Source organism: Mycolicibacterium setense, from assembly GCF_000805385.1.
Classification (GTDB): domain Bacteria; phylum Actinomycetota; class Actinomycetes; order Mycobacteriales; family Mycobacteriaceae; genus Mycobacterium; species Mycobacterium setense.
In genome coordinates this window covers 788,826-807,091 of record NZ_JTJW01000003.1, presented here as the reverse complement: position 1 = coordinate 807,091, position 18,266 = coordinate 788,826, and the positions used below count along the sequence as shown (strand labels likewise).

The following is an 18,266-nucleotide window of genomic DNA, read 5'->3' as shown; positions in this document are numbered from 1 at the left end:
TCATCGCCGATACAGATGGCTTCCATCGAAATTCATCGTTGGACTTGATGGGCTGAGGCCGCTGTCATGGAGACATGACACGCACACGTCGCACCCTGGCCGTTTCCGCCTTTGCAGTGACCACCGCCTTGACCACCGCCCTGAGCACAGCCCCGGCCGCCCTCGCGGATGACCCGACCGCGGGTGTTTCACGCACCGAGCTTCAGCGGTCCGCCGCGCCCACACCGGGATTCGAGATCATCCAGACCAGATTCGAGATCCCCGTAGGCAAGGAGTCCGGGCGCCACAGCCATCCGGGACCGGAAGTGGGCTACATCGTCCAAGGGGATGTCGACATGGTCTTCGACGATCGGCCGACCCAGCACCTGCACTCGGGTGACCCGTTTCTCATCCCGGCAGGCGTCGTCCACAACGCTCACAATGTCGGCAAGGTGAGGACCCTGATGCTGTCCACCTACGTGGTGCCAGTCGATCAGCCTTTGGTGACCATGTATTGATCCCCGGACCGCACACCGCGGTAGATGCCGCGATGGACGATCCACGGCTGTAGCACCCGTTCGATCGACCAGGACGGGAATCGGAAGGCAAACCCGTTGGGAGCGAATACTTCCAGCCCGTCGGGCAGAACCCCCAACACCGATCCCCAGCGACTCGCCGGCGGACGGTAACTGCGCATCCGGGCACCGGTGAAGTAGGCAGTGACATTGCGGGCCAGCAGCCCGTCGGCGCGATTGCGGGCCGACGAGCGCAGTGGGTCGGTGGCCGCGACGTCACCCACCGCGAACACCCCGTCGCGGCCCGGTAGCCCCAACTCCGGTGTCACCCGCACGAACCCGCGCTCATCGAGGATGCTCGCCGGGAGCCACGCCGTGTTGGGCCGGACCCGGCCGATGGCCCACAGCACGGCATCGACCTGCACCTCGGGTTGGCCGGTGCTCCACTGCACCGGTTCGGAGGTGATGGCCGCACAGTCGAAGCCGTCGGGCACGACGGCGCGATGGCCTGGGTGCAGCGTGACCCCTGCTGCGACCAGCCGGCTTTCGACACGCCGCCCGGTGCGCCAATGATGCTGCGGCAGAGGGCGTTCGCCGGGGTAGTACAGCGCGACACGAGTGTCCGGCCACCGGAGCGCGATGTTGACCGCACTACTGGCCGCCGCCGCACCACCCCCGATGACGGCGACCGAGCGTGCCGAACCCAAGCGCTCGTGCGCGGTTCGCAGCCCGGCGTCGACATCACTCGTCGATTGCAGAACACCTTGCCGCCAAAAACCGTTGGCTACACCCGTGGAGATGACAAGTGCGTCGTACGGTTCCACTCGCACGTTTCCGTCGGCCTCCCGCACCTCCACCGTGCGGGCGGTCAGATCGGCTCCGGTCAACGTCCCGTGCACGATGCGGACGTGGTCCAGTTCGCGGAACCGGTCGAAGCCGATCCAGTAATTGCGCGCCCAGTCATCGGGCCGGGCCAGTCGCGTGCCGAGCTCCTGACCGCTGACCAGACCGGGGTTCACCGATATGCCGACGACGTCGAAGCGACGTGCCAACCGGATCGCGGTGAGTACGCCGGTGTCACCGAGCCCGGCGATCACGACGCGCTTTCGGTCCACGACCGCTGACGCTACCGCCCGCCCGCGACCCGTTCGAGGGCTTTCCCTATCGTGGCTGGATGAGCAGCGTCGCTGATGCGGACCGGGTCGCCGACCTCGCCCGCCGGGTCGTGGCCGACCACGACCCCAAGAAAGTACCGATTCCCGAGTACCTGGCCGCCTGTTACGACGCGGGCCTGTCCTGGGTGCACTTCCCCGAGGGACTCGGCGGTCTCGGGGTGTCGCGCGGTCTGCAGGCCGTCGCCGACCGCATCCTGCAGGGCGCCGGCGGGCCCATGCCGTTGGGCCTGAACCCGATGGGCTACGGCATGGCCGCACCGACGGTGCGCGAACACGCCCAGTCCGACGAACTCAAGAAGTCCTGGCTACGGCCGCTGGCAAGTACCGAACACATCTGGTGCCAGCTGTTCTCCGAGCCGGGCGCCGGCTCGGACCTGGCCGGGCTGGCCACCTCGGCGGTGCTCGACGGCGACGAATGGGTGCTCAACGGTCAGAAGGTGTGGACCAGCCTGGCGCACCGGGCGCGCTGGGGCCTGCTGCTGGCCCGCTCGAATCCCGATGTGCCCAAACACAAAGGCCTGACGTACTTCGTGCTGGACATGCACGGTCCGGGTGTCGAGACCAGGCCGCTGCGGCAGATGACCGGTCAGGCCGAGTTCAACGAGGTGTACATCACCGACGCCCGCATCCCCGACGCGCACCGGCTCGGGGAGGTCGGCAACGGCTGGAACGTCGCGATGACCACGCTCATGAACGAACGCAGTGCGCTCGGCGGCAGTGGCAACCGGCGTGGGGCCGGCACCATCTCGGATGCCGTCGCGCTGTGGGCGTCACGCCCGGATCTGCGGACGCCGGTGCTGCGTGATCGGCTGACCCAGCTCTGGCTGCGCTCCGAGGCTCAGCGCCTGACCGCAGAACGTTCACGCGCGGCCGCCACGGTCGGCGGGCCGGGGCCCGAAGGGTCGATCGGAAAGCTCGTCGGCGCCGAACTCAATCAACACATCTACCAGTGGTGCATGGATCTGCTTGGGCCCGAAGGGATCCTGTATCACGGATACGGGACCGGGGATCGAGAGGACGACGACCGAAAAGACTCCGACTGGCGCGGCCCCATCCAGCAACGCTTCCTGCGCAGCAAGGCGAACACGATCGAAGGCGGCACGTCAGAGGTGATGCGCAACATTCTCGGCGAACGGATTCTGGGGTTGCCCGGCGATCTGCGGGCGGATGCTGGTATGCCGTGGAAGGAGATTCCCCGTGGCTGAGTTCATGTTCACCGACGAGCAGGCTCAGCTGCGGACGGCGGTCCGAAAGTTCTGCGCCGAGAACTTCGGCGAGCAGACGGTGCGGACGCTGATGGAGTCCGAGCCCCGGTTCGATCCCTCGGTGTGGGCGCGGTTGGGCGCCGAACTCGGGGTACTCGGCCTGGCGGTTCCGGAGGCCGACGGCGGAGCCGGCGGCACGCTCGTCGACCAAGCCATCGCGGTCGAGGAACTCGGCGCGGCGCTGGCCTGCGGACCGGTGTTCGGCACGGTGCTGCTGGCCATTCCGGCGCTCGTCGCCGCGTCGGCCGGTCCGGTGCGCGACGAACTCCTCAATGCGCTCGCCGAAGGCACCCGTACCGCGGCCTTTGCGGTCCCGGACGACGCTGGCGCGTTCGATCCCGCGGCGGTGAATGTCACTGTCGCCGAAGACGGGACGCTCACCGGCACGGTCGAGCGGGTGATAGATGGAGACGCTGCGGACGTGTTGCTGGTGGCCGCCACGGGGCCCGACGGCGTGGCCCTGTACGCGGTCGAGGCGGCGGGCCCTGGCGTGGAGCGCACCGCATTGGTGACGATGGATCTGACGCGACCGCAGGCCACGATCGTCTTGACCGCCGCCCCCGCGCGATTGGTGGCCGGCACCGGCGAGGCCGATCGCGTCATCACCCACGCATTCCAGGTGGCCTCGGCATTGCTGGCCGCCGAACAGGTCGGCGCCGCACAGCATCTGCTGGATTTGTCGGTGGACTACGCGAAGTCGAGATTGCAGTTCGGCAGGCAGATCGGCTCGTTCCAGGCCGTCAAGCACCGGCTGGCCGATTGCCTGGTGGATCTCGAACATGCCCGCTCGGCGACCTATCACGCGGTGTGGGCCTTGACCGACGGCACCGACGACCCGGCGCTGGCTACCAGCATCGCGCAAGCCACCGCATCGTCGGCGTTCGCCAAGGTTGCCGCGGACACCATCCAGGTGCACGGCGGTATCGGATTCACCTGGGAGCACCAAGCGCACCTGTACTTCAAGCGGGCCACCACCGATGCCGCGCTGCTGGGCAGTGCCGAGGCGCATCGGTCGCGGGTGGCCGCACTGGTGCTTGACGACGCAACTTCCGAGCGGGCGCCGTGGGTGGCGACGGGCACACAGTGATCGGTTGAAATCGCGCGGGAGGCCTTAAGCGACCGTACAATCCCGCTGATGGACAGCCCCGTCGAACACCGCACGCTGGCTGTCGACGGGGTGCGTTCGCCGGTGCTCGTCGCCGGGCCGCCGGACGGGAACTCGCGAGAAGCCGTGGTGTTCGTGCACGGCAACAATGCCGGGGCCGACTGGGACCGATTGCTGACGCCGGTCGCCGGTTTCGCGCGGGTGATCGCTCCCGAGATGCCGGGGTTCGGCGCGGCCGACAAGCCGGCCCAGTGGCCGTACACGGTGGCTGCCTACGCGGCCCACCTCGACGCGATCCTGGACCAACTCGGCGTCGAACGCGCGCATCTGGTCGCCCACGACTTTGGCGGGCCCTGGGCGCTCGCGTGGGCAGTCGATCACCTCGACTCGGTCGCCAGCATCACGCTGATCAACGCCCCGGTGGTGATCAACCACTTCGCCGCCAAGCTGTGGCGTACACCCGTGCTGGCCGAGGCATTGTCGCGGATCGGCAACCCGGCCGTTGTGCGCCGCCTGCTCGCGATGCGGGACCCGGGGCTGCCGGCTGATGCACTCGACTCGATCGCCGAGCACATGTTCGCCCGAGGAACACCCGATGCGGTGTTGAAGCTGTACCGGTCCACCGGCCCGAATGCGCTTGCACCATATGTCGATCGGCTTGCGGACTACGCCGGCGACGTGTTGGTGGTGTGGGGCGCCGACGACCACTACGTACCGTTCGCCCAGACCGACGACTATCGACGGATCTTCCGCAACTGTGCGGTGCAGCCGGTGCCGGGGACGGGCCATTGGCCGTGGCTCGAACAACCCGAGGTGGTCGCCGGTCACGTCACCCCGTTCCTGCGCAGGCAACTCGGGCGTGACCGATGAAGCTGCGCCGGATCCGGACCGCGGCCGGTCTGAGCGTACAAACGCTTGACTCCGAAGGTAATTGGGTCGTCCACCCCGACCTCACACCGCTCGGTGGCCGTGTGTTCGACGACGCGTGGTTGGCGGCCTCGGCCGACCGCCAGCTGCAGCACAGCGGGTATTTGCTGCCGTTCCAGCCGGTGTCCTTCCGCGACTTCATGCTGTACGAGCGGCACAACATCGACGCCGCACGCGGGCTGATCCGCCGCTTCCACCCCGGCCTGTACCGGGTGACGGCGCTGTACGAGCGGGTGACGGGCCGGCCGGTACCGCAGTTCAAACCCAAGCCGCTGTTCTACCGACAGCCGATCTATTACATGTCCAATGCGCAGACCTTCGTCCCGACCGGAACCCCGGTGGCGATACCGGACTATTCACGGGCCCTGGATTTCGAGCTGGAGATCGGATTCGTCCTCGCCGCACCGTTGTTCAACGCGACGCCCGAGGAAGCGGCCCAGGCGATCGGCGCATTCGTCGTACTCAACGACTTCAGCGCGCGCGATGTGCAGCGTCCCGAGATGCTCAGCGGTTTCGGACCGCAGAAGTCCAAGCACTTCGCCAGCTCCATGTCGGACACCGCCGTCACCGCCGATGAGGTCTTGCCCCGGATCGACGCCCTCTCCGGTTCGGTTTCGCTCAACGGGTCGGTGGTGAGCACGGTCGGCAGCGCCGGGATGCAGCACAGCCTCGGAGAGGTGTTGGCGCACGCATCGCGTAGCGAACCACTGTATCCCGGTGAACTTTTCGGTACCGGGACACTGCCCGGTGGCAGCGGCATGGAGACCGGCCACTGGCTGCAACCCGGGGACACGCTCACGCTCACCCTGGACGGCATCGGCCGCATCGAGCATACGATCCGCTAGCGCGCGGCGGCGTCGATCGCCTTGTAGATACGTTGCTCGCTGACCGGGCGCGGCGTGCCGAGCTGCTGGGCCCACAAGCTGACGCGCAATTCTTCGATCTGCCACCCGATATCGCGTACCTTCGGGTCCTCACCGCGAGCCGGTGACAGCGCAGAAAGCAGATCGTCGTACGCGTCCTCGACCGCATGTACCCGGGCCATCCGTTCCCGGTCGGCAGCGGGGGCTTGGGGTAACCGCTCCAAGCGGCGCGCGATCGCCGTGACATACCGGGTCAGGTCATTCAGCCGGGTAACCCCGGCCATGGTGACAAAGCCCGTGGGCAACAAGCGATCCAGCTGTATCCGGATGTCGGCGACAGCATCGGCCTGGGCGGCTGACGGCTTGTCCGGCAGTGCCACGCCGACCTCGTGCGCGGCAGCCAGCACCTTCTCGACCCGGCTGACCGCGGCCTGCGTGGTGGGGCCGAGTTCCTTACCGGCCCGGTCCACGACGCCGGTGAACTCTGATTTGGTCCAGACCGGTTTGGGAACCAATACGTCGACGGCCGCATCGGCGCAATCCTCCAGCAGCGCCGCCAAGGTGCCGTCGGGATTGGCGTTGAGCGCCAGCCGAGTTCGGGTGCTCAAACCACGCTCGATGGCCTTGACCGGTGAGGGTGCGGTCAGCCGCAGCAGGCGGCGCAGGCCTGGCCGCATGGCCGCGGCCTGCTCGGCCGGGTTGGCGAACACCTTGATGTCGACGGCACTTCCGGCATCGACGAAGGCCGGATAGCCGCGCACGGTGTGTCCGCCGCTGACGTTCTCGACGGTGCGCGGCAGCTCGTCGAGGTCGTCGGGCCAAGCGCGCAGGCCGGTGCGTTCCAGATCGCCGCCCAACGCGTCGGCCACGGCCCGGGCGACCGGCACCGCCAGCTGTTCGCGCAGCGCGTCGATGTCCTTGCCGCGCGCCACCTCCTTGCCGTCGGCCGATTCCACGGCGAAGGTCATCCGCAGGTGATCCGGTACCTTGCCCAGGTCGAAGGCATCGATCGGCACCAGAATGCCGCTACGCCTCCGCAATTCGCGTTGCACCTCATCCAACAGCGATCCCGCGGACGGGTTGATGTCGTTCAGGATCGCCCGCGCCGTGTCGGGGGCAGGGACGAAATTGCGCCTCAGATCCTTGGGCAGTGACTTGATCAGCGCAGTCACCAGTTCTTCACGCAAAGCCGGTACCTGCCACGCGAAACCGTCACCGCCGAGGCGGGCCAGCACACCGACCGGCACATGCACGGTGACGCCGTCGTCGGCAGCTCCTGGCTCGAATCTGTAGGTCAACGGCAGCTCGAGATCCCCGGCCTTCCAGGTATCCGGATTGTCCGCGCCGTCTTCGGATCGCAACAGATCGTCGCGAGTGAAGGTGAGCAGGTCGGGGGTCTTGTGTCGCTGCTTCTTCCACCACGCGTCGAAATGCCGAGCGGAGACGACGTCGGCCGGGATGCGCGCGTCGTAGAGGGCGTAGATGTCGTCGTCGCCGACCAGCAGGTCACGCCGCCGGGCCCGCTCCTCGATCTCCTCCAGCTCGGCACGCAGCCGGGCGTTGTCGCGGAAGAAGTGGTGCCGGGTCTGCCAGTCACCTTCGACCAGCGCGTGCCGGATGAACAACTCCCGGCACAACTCCGGATCGATCTGGGTGTACCCGACCTTGCGGCGCGGCACCAGCGGCAGCCCGTAGAGCGTGACGCGTTCGAACGCCACCACAGCGCCGCGCCTGGCTTCCCAGTGCGGCTCACTGTAATTGCGCTGCACCAGATGACCGGCAACCCGCTCGATCGCCTCTGGTTCAACTCGGGCGGCGATGCGGCCGAACAGCCGGCTGGTCTCGACCAGGTCGGCCACCACGATCCAGCGCGGCGGTTTCTTGGTCAGCACCGAACCCGGCGCCAGCACGAACTTGGTGTTGCGGGCACCTTGATAGTCGCGTGACTCACCCTCACGCAAGCCGACGTGGGACAGCAGGCCGGCGGTCAGCGCGGCGTGGATGCTGGCCGGCTCGGCCGCCTCATCACTCTCCCGGATCCCGATGTCCCGGGCGATACTGCGCAGCTGACCGGTGAGATCCTGCCACTCGCGGATCCTCAGGTAATGCAGAAACTCTTCCCGGCACATCCGACGGAAGGCATTGCCGGAGCGCTGGTTTCGCTGCTCCCGCAGGTAGTTCCACAGGTTGAGATAGGACACGAAGTCGGACGACTCGTCCGCAAATCGCGCGTGTTTCTGCCGCGCGGCCTCTTCCTTGTCGGTCGGACGTTCGCGCGGATCGGGGATCGACAGCGCGGCCGCCAGCACCAGCACCTCGCGCACGCAGCCCTCGGTGTCGGCCTGCAGGATCATCCGGCCCACGCGCGGGTCTAGTGGCAACCGGGCCAGCCGTCGTCCGACGTCGGTGAGAGTGCCTGCCGCATCGAACGCACCCAACTCCTGAAGCAGCTGGACCCCGTCGCGGATGCTGCGAGCATCCGGTGGGTCGAGAAAGGGAAACTCCGCGATGTCGCCGAGCTGCAGGGCGGCCATCTGCAGGATCACCGCGGCCAGGTTGGTCCGCAGGATCTCCGGATCGGTGTAGCGGGGGCGGGATTCGAAGTCTTCCTCCGAGTACAGCCGGATGCAGACGCCGGGCGCGGTACGTCCCGAGCGGCCTGCCCGCTGAGCCGCCGAGGCCTGGGAAATCGGCTCGATCGGCAGCCGCTGCACCTTGGTGCGACGGCTGTAGCGGGAGATCCGCGCGGTTCCGGGGTCGACGACGTAGCGGATGCCCGGCACGGTGAGTGAGGTCTCTGCCACGTTGGTGGCCAATACAATTCGGCGTCCGGTGCGGCTGGGCTGGAACACCTTCTGCTGCTCGGCGGTAGGCAAGCGGGCGTACAGCGGCAGCACCTCGGTGTTGCGCAGATCTTTCAAAGCTTCTGCAGTGTCCCGGATTTCACGTTCACCAGACAAGAACACCAGCACGTCACCGGGCGGTTCGGACTCCAGCTCGCGAACCGCGTCGACGATCGCTTCCGTGGGGTCGCGTAGTTCAGTCCGCACGATCTCGTGATCGGGATCGTCGGGATCTTCGGTGTCGTCGTCTCCGCCGACAGTGACTTCCAGAGGCCGGTAACGGATCTCGACCGGGTAGGTCCGCCCCGACACTTCCACGATGGGGGCATCATGGAAATGTTTCGCAAACCGCTCCGGCTCGATGGTGGCCGAGGTGACGATGACCTTGAGGTCGGGGCGGCGCGGCAACAGCTCGCGCAGATAGCCGAGCAAGAAGTCGATGTTGAGGCTGCGCTCGTGGGCCTCGTCGAGGATCAGCGTGTCGTAGCGCAGCAGCCGGCGGTCTCTTTGAATCTCGGCGAGCAGAATGCCGTCGGTCATCAGCTTGATCAGCGTCGAATCGCTGGCCTGATCGGTGAAGCGGACCGTGTAACCGACGGCGTCGCCCAGCGGGGTGCCGAGTTCGTCGGCGATGCGCTGGGCGACGGTGCGCGCGGCCAGCCGGCGGGGCTGGGTGTGGCCGATGGTGCCGCGGATACCGCGACCCAACTCCAGGCAGATCTTGGGCAGCTGCGTGGTCTTGCCCGAACCCGTCGCGCCGGCGACGACCACCACCTGGTTCTCGCTGATGGCCTTGGCCAGCTCATCTCGGTGGTCACTGACCGGCAGGTCGGGATAGGTGATGGTGGGGACGGCGGCCTGACGGGTGAGCACCAGGGCTTCAGCCTGAGAAATCTGGTGCTGGATCTGTTCGAGGGCCTTGGCCTGATCGCCGCCGCGCAGATTCTTGAGCCGTCGGCGCAGCCGGTCAGTGTCCCGGATCGTCAGGCCGTCGAGGCGCGCACGCAGCTCACGCAGGTCTGGACGGTCGGACACTGCAACAACGATAGGCGACGGGCGCCACCCGTTTTCCTTTGCCGAGCGTCACGTCTGCGGGGAGTGGCGGCCATGATGGACACCATGGCCGACTTCGTGATCCCACCCCCACCGCAGGCGTCGCTCCCGGTGAGTAACGGGCCGGGCCGTTTCCCCGTGCGGCGGGTGTTCTGTGTCGGACGCAATTACGCGGCCCATGCCCGCGAAATGGGCAAAGATCCCGATCGGGAGCCGCCGTTCTTCTTCATGAAGCCGGCCGACGCCGTGATCGATGCCACAGGTACAGTGCCCTACCCATCGCTGACGTCGTCGTTCCACCATGAGATCGAGCTCGTCGTCGCGCTGGGTGAGGGAGGCCGCGACGTGACTCCGGCCGACGCGTTGGCCCTGGTCTGGGGCTACGGCGTCGGCGTGGATCTGACCCGCCGCGATCTGCAGGACGAGGCCAAGAAGCTCAGCCGTCCGTGGGACTGGGCCAAGGGTTTCGACGCATCTGCCCCGTGTACCCCGATCCATCCGGTCGCCGAAGTCGGGCACCCGACCAGCGGCGAGATCTGGCTCCGGGTCAACGACGAGCTCAAGCAGCACGGTGACCTCAAAGACCTGATCTGGACGGTCCCGGAGGTCATCAGCGCCATCTCGACAGCGGTGGAGCTCGCGCCCGGTGACCTGATCTACAGCGGGACACCCGCCGGGGTCGGGCCGATGCGACGCGGCGACGTGGTGTCCGGCGGTGTCGACGGCGTAGCGGAGTTCACCTTCACGATCGGCTGAGCCGATCGGCAGCCCGCCTGACCCGCTGCCCCGTGCTGTCCACCTGACGCGGGGTCATCGACCGCAGCGGGTGAACGGACAGGATCAGTGCCACCCGGCGGTGGGCATCGAAGACCGGCGCGGCGATCGTGGCCACCGGCTGCGACCCGCCGGCAGCGTCGCCCGCCGGGGCCAGGCCGATCGTGGTGAACTCGGCGAGCAGTTGATCGGTGATGCCCCGGACGTGGTCGGGCAGTCCGTCACTCGACAGCGAGCCCATCACCTGTGCCGCCCGCGTCAGGTCGGGTGTCGTCCAGTCCACATCGAAGCCCCGCTCCCGGGTCTGGGCGAGTACCACGTTGAGCCGTTCGGTGAGCGCATCGCTCGCCGTGGGCGCCCGGTCGATCCAGGCTCGCTGTTCGGCGGGCGAGTCCCAGGCCGCGAACGCGACGCCAAACGGCGGCGCGTACCGGATGCGATCCCCCGGTGCGCTGGCCGGCTGCGGGCCGACACCTTCGAACGCCGTGATCACAAGCTCATCTTCGACGCGTTCGACCACAGAGGCTGCGAATCCGAGCTGTCGTGAAAGCTCTTGCGCGGCAATACGGGCGGCATGTGCCAGCGGTCGTGCCGCCTCAGTTCGCGCCGCCACCACGGCCAGCCCCGGTCCGAGCGCGAATGTCTTGTCGACAGGGTCACGAATCAGCCAGCCCCGATCGCACAAGGTCTTGAGGATCGCGTGTGCGGTGGCCTGGGTGAGCTCCAGAGCGCCGACCACATCGGAGAACCGCAGGCGCTCGTCACCGGAGCTCGCCAGCAACTCGATGACATCGAGCACCCGGCTCGTGGGCGCCGAGCTCGCACCGCGCACCCTTGACTCCTCTCGGGCCGTTTCTTACAGTCGGCTGTGTCCATTCGAGAGAGTATCTCGATTATTCGAGAACAGGTAGGTGCGATGAGCGATCGCGACGACATCGTCGACGTCCTGGTCCGCTACGCCACCGGCATCGACCGCCGCGACTGGCCACTGTTCCGCACCGTGTTCACCGATGACTGCGTGCTGGACTACGGCGAGATCGGCGCGTGGAACGGCGTGGACGCGGTCACCGAGTTCATGGACCAGACCCACGCCATGGCCGGACATACCCTGCACCGGCTGAGCAACCACGCGATCGCCGTCGACCGTGACACCGCAGCGGCCCGCACCTACGTCGACGCGCTGATCATGGCTCAGGACAACAACTCCGGAGTCAACGCCGTCGGCTTCTACGACGACGAGCTGGTGCGAACCGCCGACGGCTGGCGTATCGCGCGACGACACTTCACACCGGTCCGAGTCTCCACCATCTGATGGGCACGATGGAATTCACAGACAAGTATGGGCCCTGGGCACTTGTGGCCGGCGCCTCCGACGGCGTCGGCTCCGCGATGGCCGAGGAGTTGGCGCGTCGCGGTCTCAACGTGGTGCTGTTGGCTCGACGACAGGCCGTCCTCGATGACGTGGCGGCCGGCATCGCGTCGCGTACCGGCGTGCAAACCCGTACGCTGGCAATCGATCTGGCTGATCCCCGGGCTGCCGACGAGGTGATCTCAGCGACCTCGGATCTGGACATCGGCTTCCTGGTCTACTGTGCCGGGGCCGATCCGCGCTTCGCGCCCTTCCTGACCAGTCCCATCGGGGATGCCGAATCACTGGTGCAGCGCAACTGCATGGTGCCGATGCAGCTGTGCCACCACTACGCACAACCGATGGTGGAGCGGGGCCGCGGCGGCATCGTCATCTTCGGATCCGGCGCCGGATTCGCCGGCGGCCCGAACATGGTGGCCTACGGGGCGAGCAAGGCGTTCGACATGGTGTTTGCCGAAGCGTTGTGGACTGAGTTGCACGACAAGGGCGTTGACGTGCTCGGGCTGATCCTCGGCAAGACTGACACTCCCGCACTGCGCAAGCTCGAGTACGAACGCGGCCAGATCGACTCGCCGGATCAAACGCCGTCGGGTGCGGCTGCGGTCGATGACGTGGTGGCGACGGCCTTCGCCAACCTCACCGAAGGCCCCACCTGCCTGGTGGGCCCAGAGATCCAGGCCGCCGCACAGCTGATGGCCTCGGTCAGCCGCAATGATGCCGTGCGCTTCATCGCCCAAGCGGTCACCGCGGCGATGGGCCAGTGAAACTGACTCACCTATGGACAAGAAGATTTCAGTCGATCTGAGCGGAACGAAGACGACCGAGCAACTGCATGCCGTTCTGAAGAAGGCGTTCGGATTCCCGGATTTCTACGGCGCCAATTACCCGGCCTTGGTGGATTGCTGGTCGAGCCTGCGGTATCCGGACGACGGGATGAGCAGCGTTGTCCTCGACACCCCGGAAGATCGCATCGAGCTTCATGTCACGGGCTTGGCATCATGCCCCGAAAGTGTCGTGCGCACTGTCATTTCGGCCGTCGAGGCAGTCAACCACAGGGCCCGGCTGAACAGCCTGGAAGAAGTCATCGTGCTGGTTCTGAACGACCTCATGCATTGAGGCGAAGAGGGACGGTCAACGGTCCTCGAATGGCCGGTGTGTCGCGCCAGGTGGGAGTGTCCGCGAGTTCCGGCCGGCGCCGCAAGATGTGACCAAGGGCGGTAGCTGTTTCGAGCCGGGCCAACGGCGCACCCAGGCAGTAGTGGGCCCCGTGACCGAAGGTCAGCGGCGCGGGCCCGGGCCGGTCGGGACGGAAAACCCCCGGGTCGTCGTATACAGCGGGATCGCGGTTGGCAGCCGCTACGCAAGCCAGGACCGTTTCGCCGCAACGAATGTCGATACCCGCGATGGTCTGGTCAGCGGTGGCAGTACGCGCAGTCGCCTGAACCGGGCTGTCGAGGCGCAACAGCTCAGTGACGACTGCCGGTTCCGCGGGGTCGATCCCTTCTGCCAGGCACGTACCGTCATCATCTGGGGTGAGTAGCCGGATGAGGCCGGCGCCGAGCAGGTTTGCGGTGGTTTCGTGCCCGGCGACCGCGATGAGGATGGCGGTGATGACGACTTCGTCGAGTGTGAGATCGGGATCGGCCGCGAGGTAGCTGAGCAGATCGTCGCGGGGATGGGCCCGACGGTCAGCAGCGGCGGGCAGCATATCGGTGAGGAGCACCGCGGCCGCCCCGATGCCCTGTTCGAGTTCTTCCTGATCCGCGAATCCGCCGAGGATGCGAATGATCGTCGGCGAATGTTCGCGCAATGCCATGCACTGATTGGTGCCCAGCCCCAGCCATGCGCCGATGACCGCGATCGGCAGCGGGAGCGCAATCTGCGCCATCGCGTCGAAGGTTTGGCCCGTGGGAACCGCGGAAACAGTGTCGTGGCAGATGGATTCGATACCGTCGCTGAGCCGGTTGACGAATCCACGGCCGAACACATCCCGTGCTGCGCCGCGCAACCGGTCATGGGCCGCGCCATCGGTGAACAGCATGCTGGCGTCGACGAAGGTGGAAGTGAAGAATTCCGTTGCGCCGGCGGCAGCCGTGTTCGCGCGGGGGTCGCTTGTCCAGTGTGTTCCGGCGAGTACTCCGCGGGCGGCGTGATAGCCGAGGACCAGCCACGCCTGGGCGGCGTCGTCCCACACAACAGCACCTTCGCGGCGCTGGAGGTCGTAGAACGAGTAAGGATCGGCGGCATCCCACGGAAGCCGTGGAGCCGTGAGGTCAGGGGTGATCATGGTGATCCAATCCGCAGGGCAACCCGCGTCCGCGTACCCACGCGTGGTGTAGTTTCCCGAGTTCGGTAGTGGGCGCGGCGATTCCGGACAGGTCTTCGAGGATGGACCGCACAGGGACGGTGGCCCGCAGCCCTGCGGCAATGTGATCGAATGCGATCTGGAGCCTGGGCAAGAAGACGAACTCGCGGGTCACCGTCATGTGCGTGGAGTTCTGGTCGCCGAGGAAGGCTCGGAGGCTTCGCGCCATGTGCTCCGGTGTGTAAGTCACCGGTTGCGGCTGGGCGGTCGCGTGTGTCATGTCGGAAACGATGCGACGCAGGTCCTCGTGATTCAGCGATGACTCAGCCGATATGAGCCCCATTTGAAGCATCAGGTCGTGACAATCGTCGTAGCGCCCCTCCATCCCGGCATGCATCAACGCGAGGAACAGCCAGCGTGGTCGTTCAGTGAAAGTCTGAACGCAGCCGAAGTCCAGGCAACCGACGGTGCCGTCCGGGCTGAAGAGAAAGTTACCGGGATGTGGGTCGACCTGAACAAGATTGCCATGGCGGGACCCACTGTTGATGAAACGGAAGATCACCTCGGCCCAGGTGTTTCTCAGATCCTGATCAGCCTGTTGAGCTGCGGCCCAATCCATCCCGTCGAGATAGGTCATGGTCAGCACTCGCTCGCTGGATGCTTCCGTGATGACCTCGGGGATACGGATGAACGGATGGTCCCGCAGTAGGTCGGCGAAAGCGGTGATCATCGCGGCCTCGTGCCGATAGTCGACTTCCTCGGTAATGCGCGCGGTAATCTCGGCGGCCATCTCACGGATGTCGACGGTCATTCCAGTTACCGCGGCGCCAAGGCGCATGAATGTGATCAGTAGCTCGGTGTTGGCAAGGTCATCGCGGATCGCCTGTGCCACACCGGGGTATTGAACCTTTACCGCCACCGCGCGACCATCGTTCAGCACTGCTCGGTGCACCTGTCCGATAGATGCGGCTGCGATCGGCTCATCGTCGAATTCAGCGAAACATTCGGCAGGTGAGCCGAGCTCGTCGTTAAGAACGGCGTGGACGAGATCTGGCGTCATGGGCGGTGCATCGGCGCGCAGCCGGGCCAGCGCCTTCTGATACGGAGCGAACCCAGTGTTGCCAATCGCATCGGCTTCGACCATCGACAGAATCTGGCCGGCCTTCATCAACGCACCCTTGGAGTGGCCGAGCATTTCGACATAGCGCTCGGCGGTGCGCTCATGAAACCGCTGCACCGCACCATCGTCACCGGTGCGTTCGCGCAGGCCGGCAACCAGGCGACCACCGGCAGCACGAGCTGTGAACCCGGCCAGAGGCATCGTCCGCCGGAGTCGGCCCTGCGGCACATGCTTGTCTGAGGATGTCATCCGACCTCCATCCGTCGCAGTGCCTTGATGCTCAGTTGTGACAGACAGGGCGAGCTGGTTGTCAGCATCGAGCCGACCCCCGTGCGACCGTGTGGTCGTCGAATGCGCCCGGCAGACCCCGTTCACGAACCCATGCGTGATGAAGCTTGCCCAGTTCGGTTGTCGGTTCAGCAACTCCGTCCATGTCGTCGACGATGCTGCGGGCGGGCAATGTCGCGGACAGTTTGGCGCAAATGTTCGTCAGCGCCTGGTTCACCCGTGGCGCGAAGGCGTAGGCGTCGGGCACGTACATGCGGGACAGCGGATTAGCGGAGTCGGGGCTGAACATCCACCGGGTAGTTCGTGCGGTGCTCTTGACCGTGTAGGTGACAGGCTGTGGAGCCGCGATGACGTCGTAGAACACTTGAGTCCAGAAGTCGCAGAGTTCCGCGCCGCTCATCGGAGAGTCATCGTTGATGAATCCTGCTTCGATCACGTCGGCACGCAGGTTGTCGAGGCGCTTGTCGATAGTGTTGCGCACGACCGAGATCCACAGTCTGCGCTTCTGTTCCGTCAATACCTTTATGCAGCCGAAGTCGACGAACCCGACGCTGCCGTCATTGCCGAACCGATAATTGCCCGGGTGCGGGTCAGCGTGCAGCAGATTACTGTGCCGTAGGTTCGAATAGCTGAACCGTGTAACCACTTCGGCCCAGCGGTTCTTGAGGTCCTGGTCGGCCTGTTGTGCTGCGCCCCAACCGATTCCCTCCATGTAGCTCATCGTGAGGACCCGGTCCGTGCAGGCATGTCCGACGATGTCAGGAAGACGAAAGAACGGGTGGTCGACATACAGCCGATGAAATGCGGCGATCATTTTCGCCTCGCGCCGGTAGTCCACTTCCTCAGCGATGCGAGCGGTGTACTCGCGCGCCAATTCGCGTGGGTCGAAGACGATCCCCGAGGCCGAGGTGGCAAATCGCAAGAACGTGGCGATGAGCTCCGTGTTCGCGAGGTCCTCACGTATCGCTTGCGCGACACCGGGGTACTGCACCTTGACCGCGACGTCGCGTCCATCGGGAAGAATTGCGCGGTGCACTTGGCCTATGGAGGCCGACGCAATCGGCTCGTCGCTGAACTCGGCGAATGTACGTACGCCGTCTTCGAGTTCATCGTTCAACACGTCATGTACGAGTGCCGCCGCCATGGGAGGAGCATCAGCCTGAAGGCGGGCCAGCGCATGTTGGTACGGCCCAAATCCGCCGGTACCTACGTCTGACGGGTCGATCAGAGACATCAGCTGGCCGACCTTCATCAGGGCGCCCTTGGAGTGGCCGAGTATTTCGACATAACGCTCGGCGGTGCGCTCATGAAACCGCTGCACCGCACCATCATCGCCCGCCCGCTGTTGCAATTCTGCAACCAGGCGACCACCGGCAGCGCGGGCCGTGAATCCGGCCAGAGGCATCGTCCGCCGGAGTCGGCCCTGCGGCACATGCTTGTCGTGATCTGGCATCGAATCGCTCCTACCGAGTTGGACTCGTAGTAAAGTGCATTCATACGCAGAGTAAGTGATCACTTTCAGGAGGTCAACAATGGCAGCCGGATCCACTCGGGATCGACTGGTCACCGAGGCGATGAAGCTGTTCAGCGACAGAGGATTTGAAGCCACCAGCGTGTCCCAGATCGAAGCCGCAGCAGGCTTGTCAGCTGGTTCGGGGGCTCTGTACCGCCACTTCAAATCCAAGGACGCGCTCCTATCAGCTGGCATCGACCGCCAACTGGACCGACGCTCGGCCATGCAGGACATCCGCGCGCTCTTCGCCGGACTCGGGGACCTTCATAGCGAGCTGACCGTGCTGGGTCGCTACGTGCTTACGGTTATCGACCAGGAAAGCGAGCTGCTCCAGATCGCTGCCCGCACGCCCGCAGGATTGTCCGATCGCCTCGACACCGCGTACGCCGCGCTCGTCGATGGGTTGTGCGAAGAACTGAATGGATGGATCAGCGCCTGGGCGCCGAGCCAGTCACCCGAACAGACAAGAGTTCTGGCGTCGCTCGGAATCAACAGCCTGCTAGGAGAACGCTTCTCCTCCAACCTTTTCCGCCGTTCAACCGCGTCCTCGTCAGACGACGAGTACCTGAGGGAGTGGACGGCCACCCTCGCGGCGCGCGTGCAATCTCTCGGCTGATTTGGCGCGACGGCGGCGAAGCTGCGATCTCACGCAGTTGGGGAATCGTGGCTTCACGAACGCGACGATCCTCGACACCAGACGTGGGCAGTGATTGTCTGATCAGATGGGACGGACCTACCGCTACACCGATGTTCGCCGGGTCGCCGCAGAACCAGCAGCCGTTTGGAACATTATCTCCGACCATGAACGGATGTCCGAGTGGACTCCTTCTCTCAAGGTGATTCTGGAAGTTACCGGTAGCCCCGATCCAAACGGTGTGGGCGCGATCCGCGCGCTTCACGTGTTCGGAACGGTTATCCGTGAACGAATTACGGGGTTCGACCCGCCGAGGGTACTGCGGTACAGCCTCGTGTCGGGGCTGCCCTTTCGGGAGTACACGGGTCAAATCACCGTCGACCCCGCCGACGGCGGCAGCGTGATCTCGACGGCGATCAGTTTCCGCACAATCGTCCCGGGCACACAGATTCTGGTCGCCATTGCAATGCGCATCGCCAGTGCGGGCGTTGTTCGCATGGCACGCCGACGCACCTGATCCATCGGCGTGGACTCAGAG

At 65.8% G+C, this 18,266-nt stretch carries 18 protein-coding genes; 12 read left to right on the top strand and 6 right to left on the bottom strand.

The genetic code is table 11. The annotated features are described in order from the left end of the window. Positions 1 to 74: 74 nt before the first annotated feature. On the top strand, positions 75 to 497 hold the full coding sequence (locus tag QQ25_RS05315) for a cupin domain-containing protein (protein WP_082017410.1): 423 nt from the start codon (positions 75 to 77) through the stop codon (positions 495 to 497). Here QQ25_RS05315 and QQ25_RS05310 read toward each other — a convergent pair. Next, positions 473 to 1,609: an FAD-dependent oxidoreductase gene (locus QQ25_RS05310; RefSeq protein ID WP_039377578.1), complete on the bottom strand. Its 1,137-nt coding sequence runs from the start codon at positions 1,607 to 1,609 to the stop codon at positions 473 to 475. The two genes, QQ25_RS05315 and QQ25_RS05310, sit on opposite strands and share 25 nt — an antisense overlap. Positions 1,610 to 1,668: 59 nt before the next feature. Between QQ25_RS05310 and QQ25_RS05305 the strand changes: the two genes are divergently transcribed. From QQ25_RS05305 to QQ25_RS05290, 4 genes are read left to right on the top strand one after another with little or no spacing between them, the layout of a single operon-like run. Continuing rightward, positions 1,669 to 2,874, top strand: coding sequence for an acyl-CoA dehydrogenase family protein (locus tag QQ25_RS05305; protein ID WP_039377577.1), 1,206 nt, complete (start codon positions 1,669 to 1,671; stop codon positions 2,872 to 2,874). Continuing rightward, positions 2,867 to 4,021, top strand: coding sequence for an acyl-CoA dehydrogenase family protein (locus tag QQ25_RS05300; protein ID WP_039326471.1), 1,155 nt, complete (start codon positions 2,867 to 2,869; stop codon positions 4,019 to 4,021). Before QQ25_RS05305 ends, QQ25_RS05300 begins: the two co-directional genes overlap by 8 nt. Positions 4,022 to 4,069: 48 nt before the next feature. After that, a complete protein-coding gene (locus QQ25_RS05295) occupies positions 4,070 to 4,909 on the top strand; it encodes an alpha/beta fold hydrolase (protein ID WP_039377576.1) in 840 nt (279 codons plus the stop codon). Further along, positions 4,906 to 5,811, top strand: a complete 906-nt coding sequence (locus QQ25_RS05290) for a fumarylacetoacetate hydrolase family protein (protein WP_039377575.1) — start codon at positions 4,906 to 4,908, stop codon at positions 5,809 to 5,811. Before QQ25_RS05295 ends, QQ25_RS05290 begins: the two co-directional genes overlap by 4 nt. Here QQ25_RS05290 and hrpA read toward each other — a convergent pair. Further along, complete coding sequence (gene hrpA, locus QQ25_RS05285) at positions 5,808 to 9,707, bottom strand: ATP-dependent RNA helicase HrpA (protein ID WP_039377574.1); 3,900 nt, start codon at positions 9,705 to 9,707, stop codon at positions 5,808 to 5,810. The genes QQ25_RS05290 and hrpA overlap by 4 nt on opposite strands. Before the next feature lie 72 nt (positions 9,708 to 9,779). On the opposite strand from hrpA, the gene QQ25_RS05280 reads away from it, so the two are divergent. Then, positions 9,780 to 10,481 (top strand): fumarylacetoacetate hydrolase family protein, encoded by a 702-nt coding sequence (locus QQ25_RS05280; protein ID WP_234711844.1) that lies wholly within the window; start codon positions 9,780 to 9,782, stop codon positions 10,479 to 10,481. On the opposite strand, the gene QQ25_RS05275 is transcribed toward QQ25_RS05280, so the two are convergent. Then, positions 10,468 to 11,298, bottom strand: a complete 831-nt coding sequence (locus QQ25_RS05275) for an IclR family transcriptional regulator (RefSeq protein WP_039377573.1) — start codon at positions 11,296 to 11,298, stop codon at positions 10,468 to 10,470. The genes QQ25_RS05280 and QQ25_RS05275 overlap by 14 nt on opposite strands. A gap of 117 nt (positions 11,299 to 11,415) precedes the next feature. On the opposite strand from QQ25_RS05275, the gene QQ25_RS05270 reads away from it, so the two are divergent. From QQ25_RS05270 to QQ25_RS05260, 3 genes are read left to right on the top strand one after another with little or no spacing between them, the layout of a single operon-like run. Continuing rightward, positions 11,416 to 11,811, top strand: a complete 396-nt coding sequence (locus QQ25_RS05270; protein ID WP_039377571.1) for a nuclear transport factor 2 family protein — start codon at positions 11,416 to 11,418, stop codon at positions 11,809 to 11,811. 8 nt (positions 11,812 to 11,819) lie between these two features. Further along, positions 11,820 to 12,632: an SDR family NAD(P)-dependent oxidoreductase gene (locus QQ25_RS05265; RefSeq protein WP_039377833.1), complete on the top strand. Its 813-nt coding sequence runs from the start codon at positions 11,820 to 11,822 to the stop codon at positions 12,630 to 12,632. 13 nt (positions 12,633 to 12,645) lie between these two features. After that, a complete protein-coding gene (locus tag QQ25_RS05260; RefSeq protein ID WP_039377570.1) occupies positions 12,646 to 12,984 on the top strand; it encodes a barstar family protein in 339 nt (112 codons plus the stop codon). Here the strand turns inward: QQ25_RS05260 and QQ25_RS05255 are convergent. Both QQ25_RS05255 and QQ25_RS05250 read right to left on the bottom strand, forming a co-directional pair. Next, positions 12,974 to 14,155: a cytochrome P450 gene (locus tag QQ25_RS05255; RefSeq protein WP_039377569.1), complete on the bottom strand. Its 1,182-nt coding sequence runs from the start codon at positions 14,153 to 14,155 to the stop codon at positions 12,974 to 12,976. The genes QQ25_RS05260 and QQ25_RS05255 overlap by 11 nt on opposite strands. Continuing rightward, complete coding sequence (locus QQ25_RS05250) at positions 14,142 to 15,341, bottom strand: ABC1 kinase family protein (RefSeq protein WP_234711843.1); 1,200 nt, start codon at positions 15,339 to 15,341, stop codon at positions 14,142 to 14,144. Before QQ25_RS05250 ends, QQ25_RS05255 begins: the two co-directional genes overlap by 14 nt. Positions 15,342 to 15,356: 15 nt before the next feature. Here QQ25_RS05250 and QQ25_RS31295 point away from each other — a divergent pair, with 15 nt between their 5' ends. After that, positions 15,357 to 15,533, top strand: coding sequence for a hypothetical protein (locus QQ25_RS31295; RefSeq protein ID WP_234706234.1), 177 nt, complete (start codon positions 15,357 to 15,359; stop codon positions 15,531 to 15,533). Positions 15,534 to 15,603: 70 nt separating this feature from the next. Here the strand turns inward: QQ25_RS31295 and QQ25_RS05245 are convergent, their stop codons facing one another. Continuing rightward, positions 15,604 to 17,034, bottom strand: coding sequence for an ABC1 kinase family protein (locus QQ25_RS05245; RefSeq protein ID WP_457920764.1), 1,431 nt, complete (start codon positions 17,032 to 17,034; stop codon positions 15,604 to 15,606). A 79-nt stretch (positions 17,035 to 17,113) separates the two neighbouring features. Between QQ25_RS05245 and QQ25_RS05240 the strand changes: the two genes are divergently transcribed. Further along, entirely contained in the window at positions 17,114 to 17,710 is a 597-nt protein-coding gene (locus QQ25_RS05240; protein ID WP_039377566.1) for a TetR/AcrR family transcriptional regulator, read from the top strand. Between the two features lie 106 nt (positions 17,711 to 17,816). Further along, a complete protein-coding gene (locus QQ25_RS05235; RefSeq protein ID WP_052235621.1) occupies positions 17,817 to 18,245 on the top strand; it encodes an SRPBCC family protein in 429 nt (142 codons plus the stop codon). Positions 18,246 to 18,266 lie beyond the last annotated feature (21 nt).

What these genes read in the sequence shown, in the direction of transcription:
- QQ25_RS05315 (WP_082017410.1), top strand. Translation starts at nt 75, where the DNA reads ATGACACGCACACGTCGCACCCTGGCCGTTTCCGCCTTTGCAGTGACC.
- QQ25_RS05305 (WP_039377577.1), top strand. Translation starts at nt 1,669, where the DNA reads ATGAGCAGCGTCGCTGATGCGGACCGGGTCGCCGACCTCGCCCGCCGG.
- QQ25_RS05295 (WP_039377576.1), top strand. Translation starts at nt 4,070, where the DNA reads ATGGACAGCCCCGTCGAACACCGCACGCTGGCTGTCGACGGGGTGCGT.
- QQ25_RS05290 (WP_039377575.1), top strand. Translation starts at nt 4,906, where the DNA reads ATGAAGCTGCGCCGGATCCGGACCGCGGCCGGTCTGAGCGTACAAACG.
- QQ25_RS05280 (WP_234711844.1), top strand. Translation starts at nt 9,780, where the DNA reads ATGATGGACACCATGGCCGACTTCGTGATCCCACCCCCACCGCAGGCG.
- QQ25_RS05270 (WP_039377571.1), top strand. Translation starts at nt 11,416, where the DNA reads ATGAGCGATCGCGACGACATCGTCGACGTCCTGGTCCGCTACGCCACC.
- QQ25_RS05265 (WP_039377833.1), top strand. Translation starts at nt 11,820, where the DNA reads ATGGAATTCACAGACAAGTATGGGCCCTGGGCACTTGTGGCCGGCGCC.
- QQ25_RS05260 (WP_039377570.1), top strand. Translation starts at nt 12,646, where the DNA reads ATGGACAAGAAGATTTCAGTCGATCTGAGCGGAACGAAGACGACCGAG.
- QQ25_RS05255 (WP_039377569.1), bottom strand. Translation starts at nt 14,155, where the DNA reads ATGATCACCCCTGACCTCACGGCTCCACGGCTTCCGTGGGATGCCGCC.
- QQ25_RS05250 (WP_234711843.1), bottom strand. Translation starts at nt 15,341, where the DNA reads ATGAAGGCCGGCCAGATTCTGTCGATGGTCGAAGCCGATGCGATTGGC.
- QQ25_RS05245 (WP_457920764.1), bottom strand. Translation starts at nt 17,034, where the DNA reads ATGCCAGATCACGACAAGCATGTGCCGCAGGGCCGACTCCGGCGGACG.
- QQ25_RS05240 (WP_039377566.1), top strand. Translation starts at nt 17,114, where the DNA reads ATGGCAGCCGGATCCACTCGGGATCGACTGGTCACCGAGGCGATGAAG.
- QQ25_RS05235 (WP_052235621.1), top strand. Translation starts at nt 17,817, where the DNA reads ATGGGACGGACCTACCGCTACACCGATGTTCGCCGGGTCGCCGCAGAA.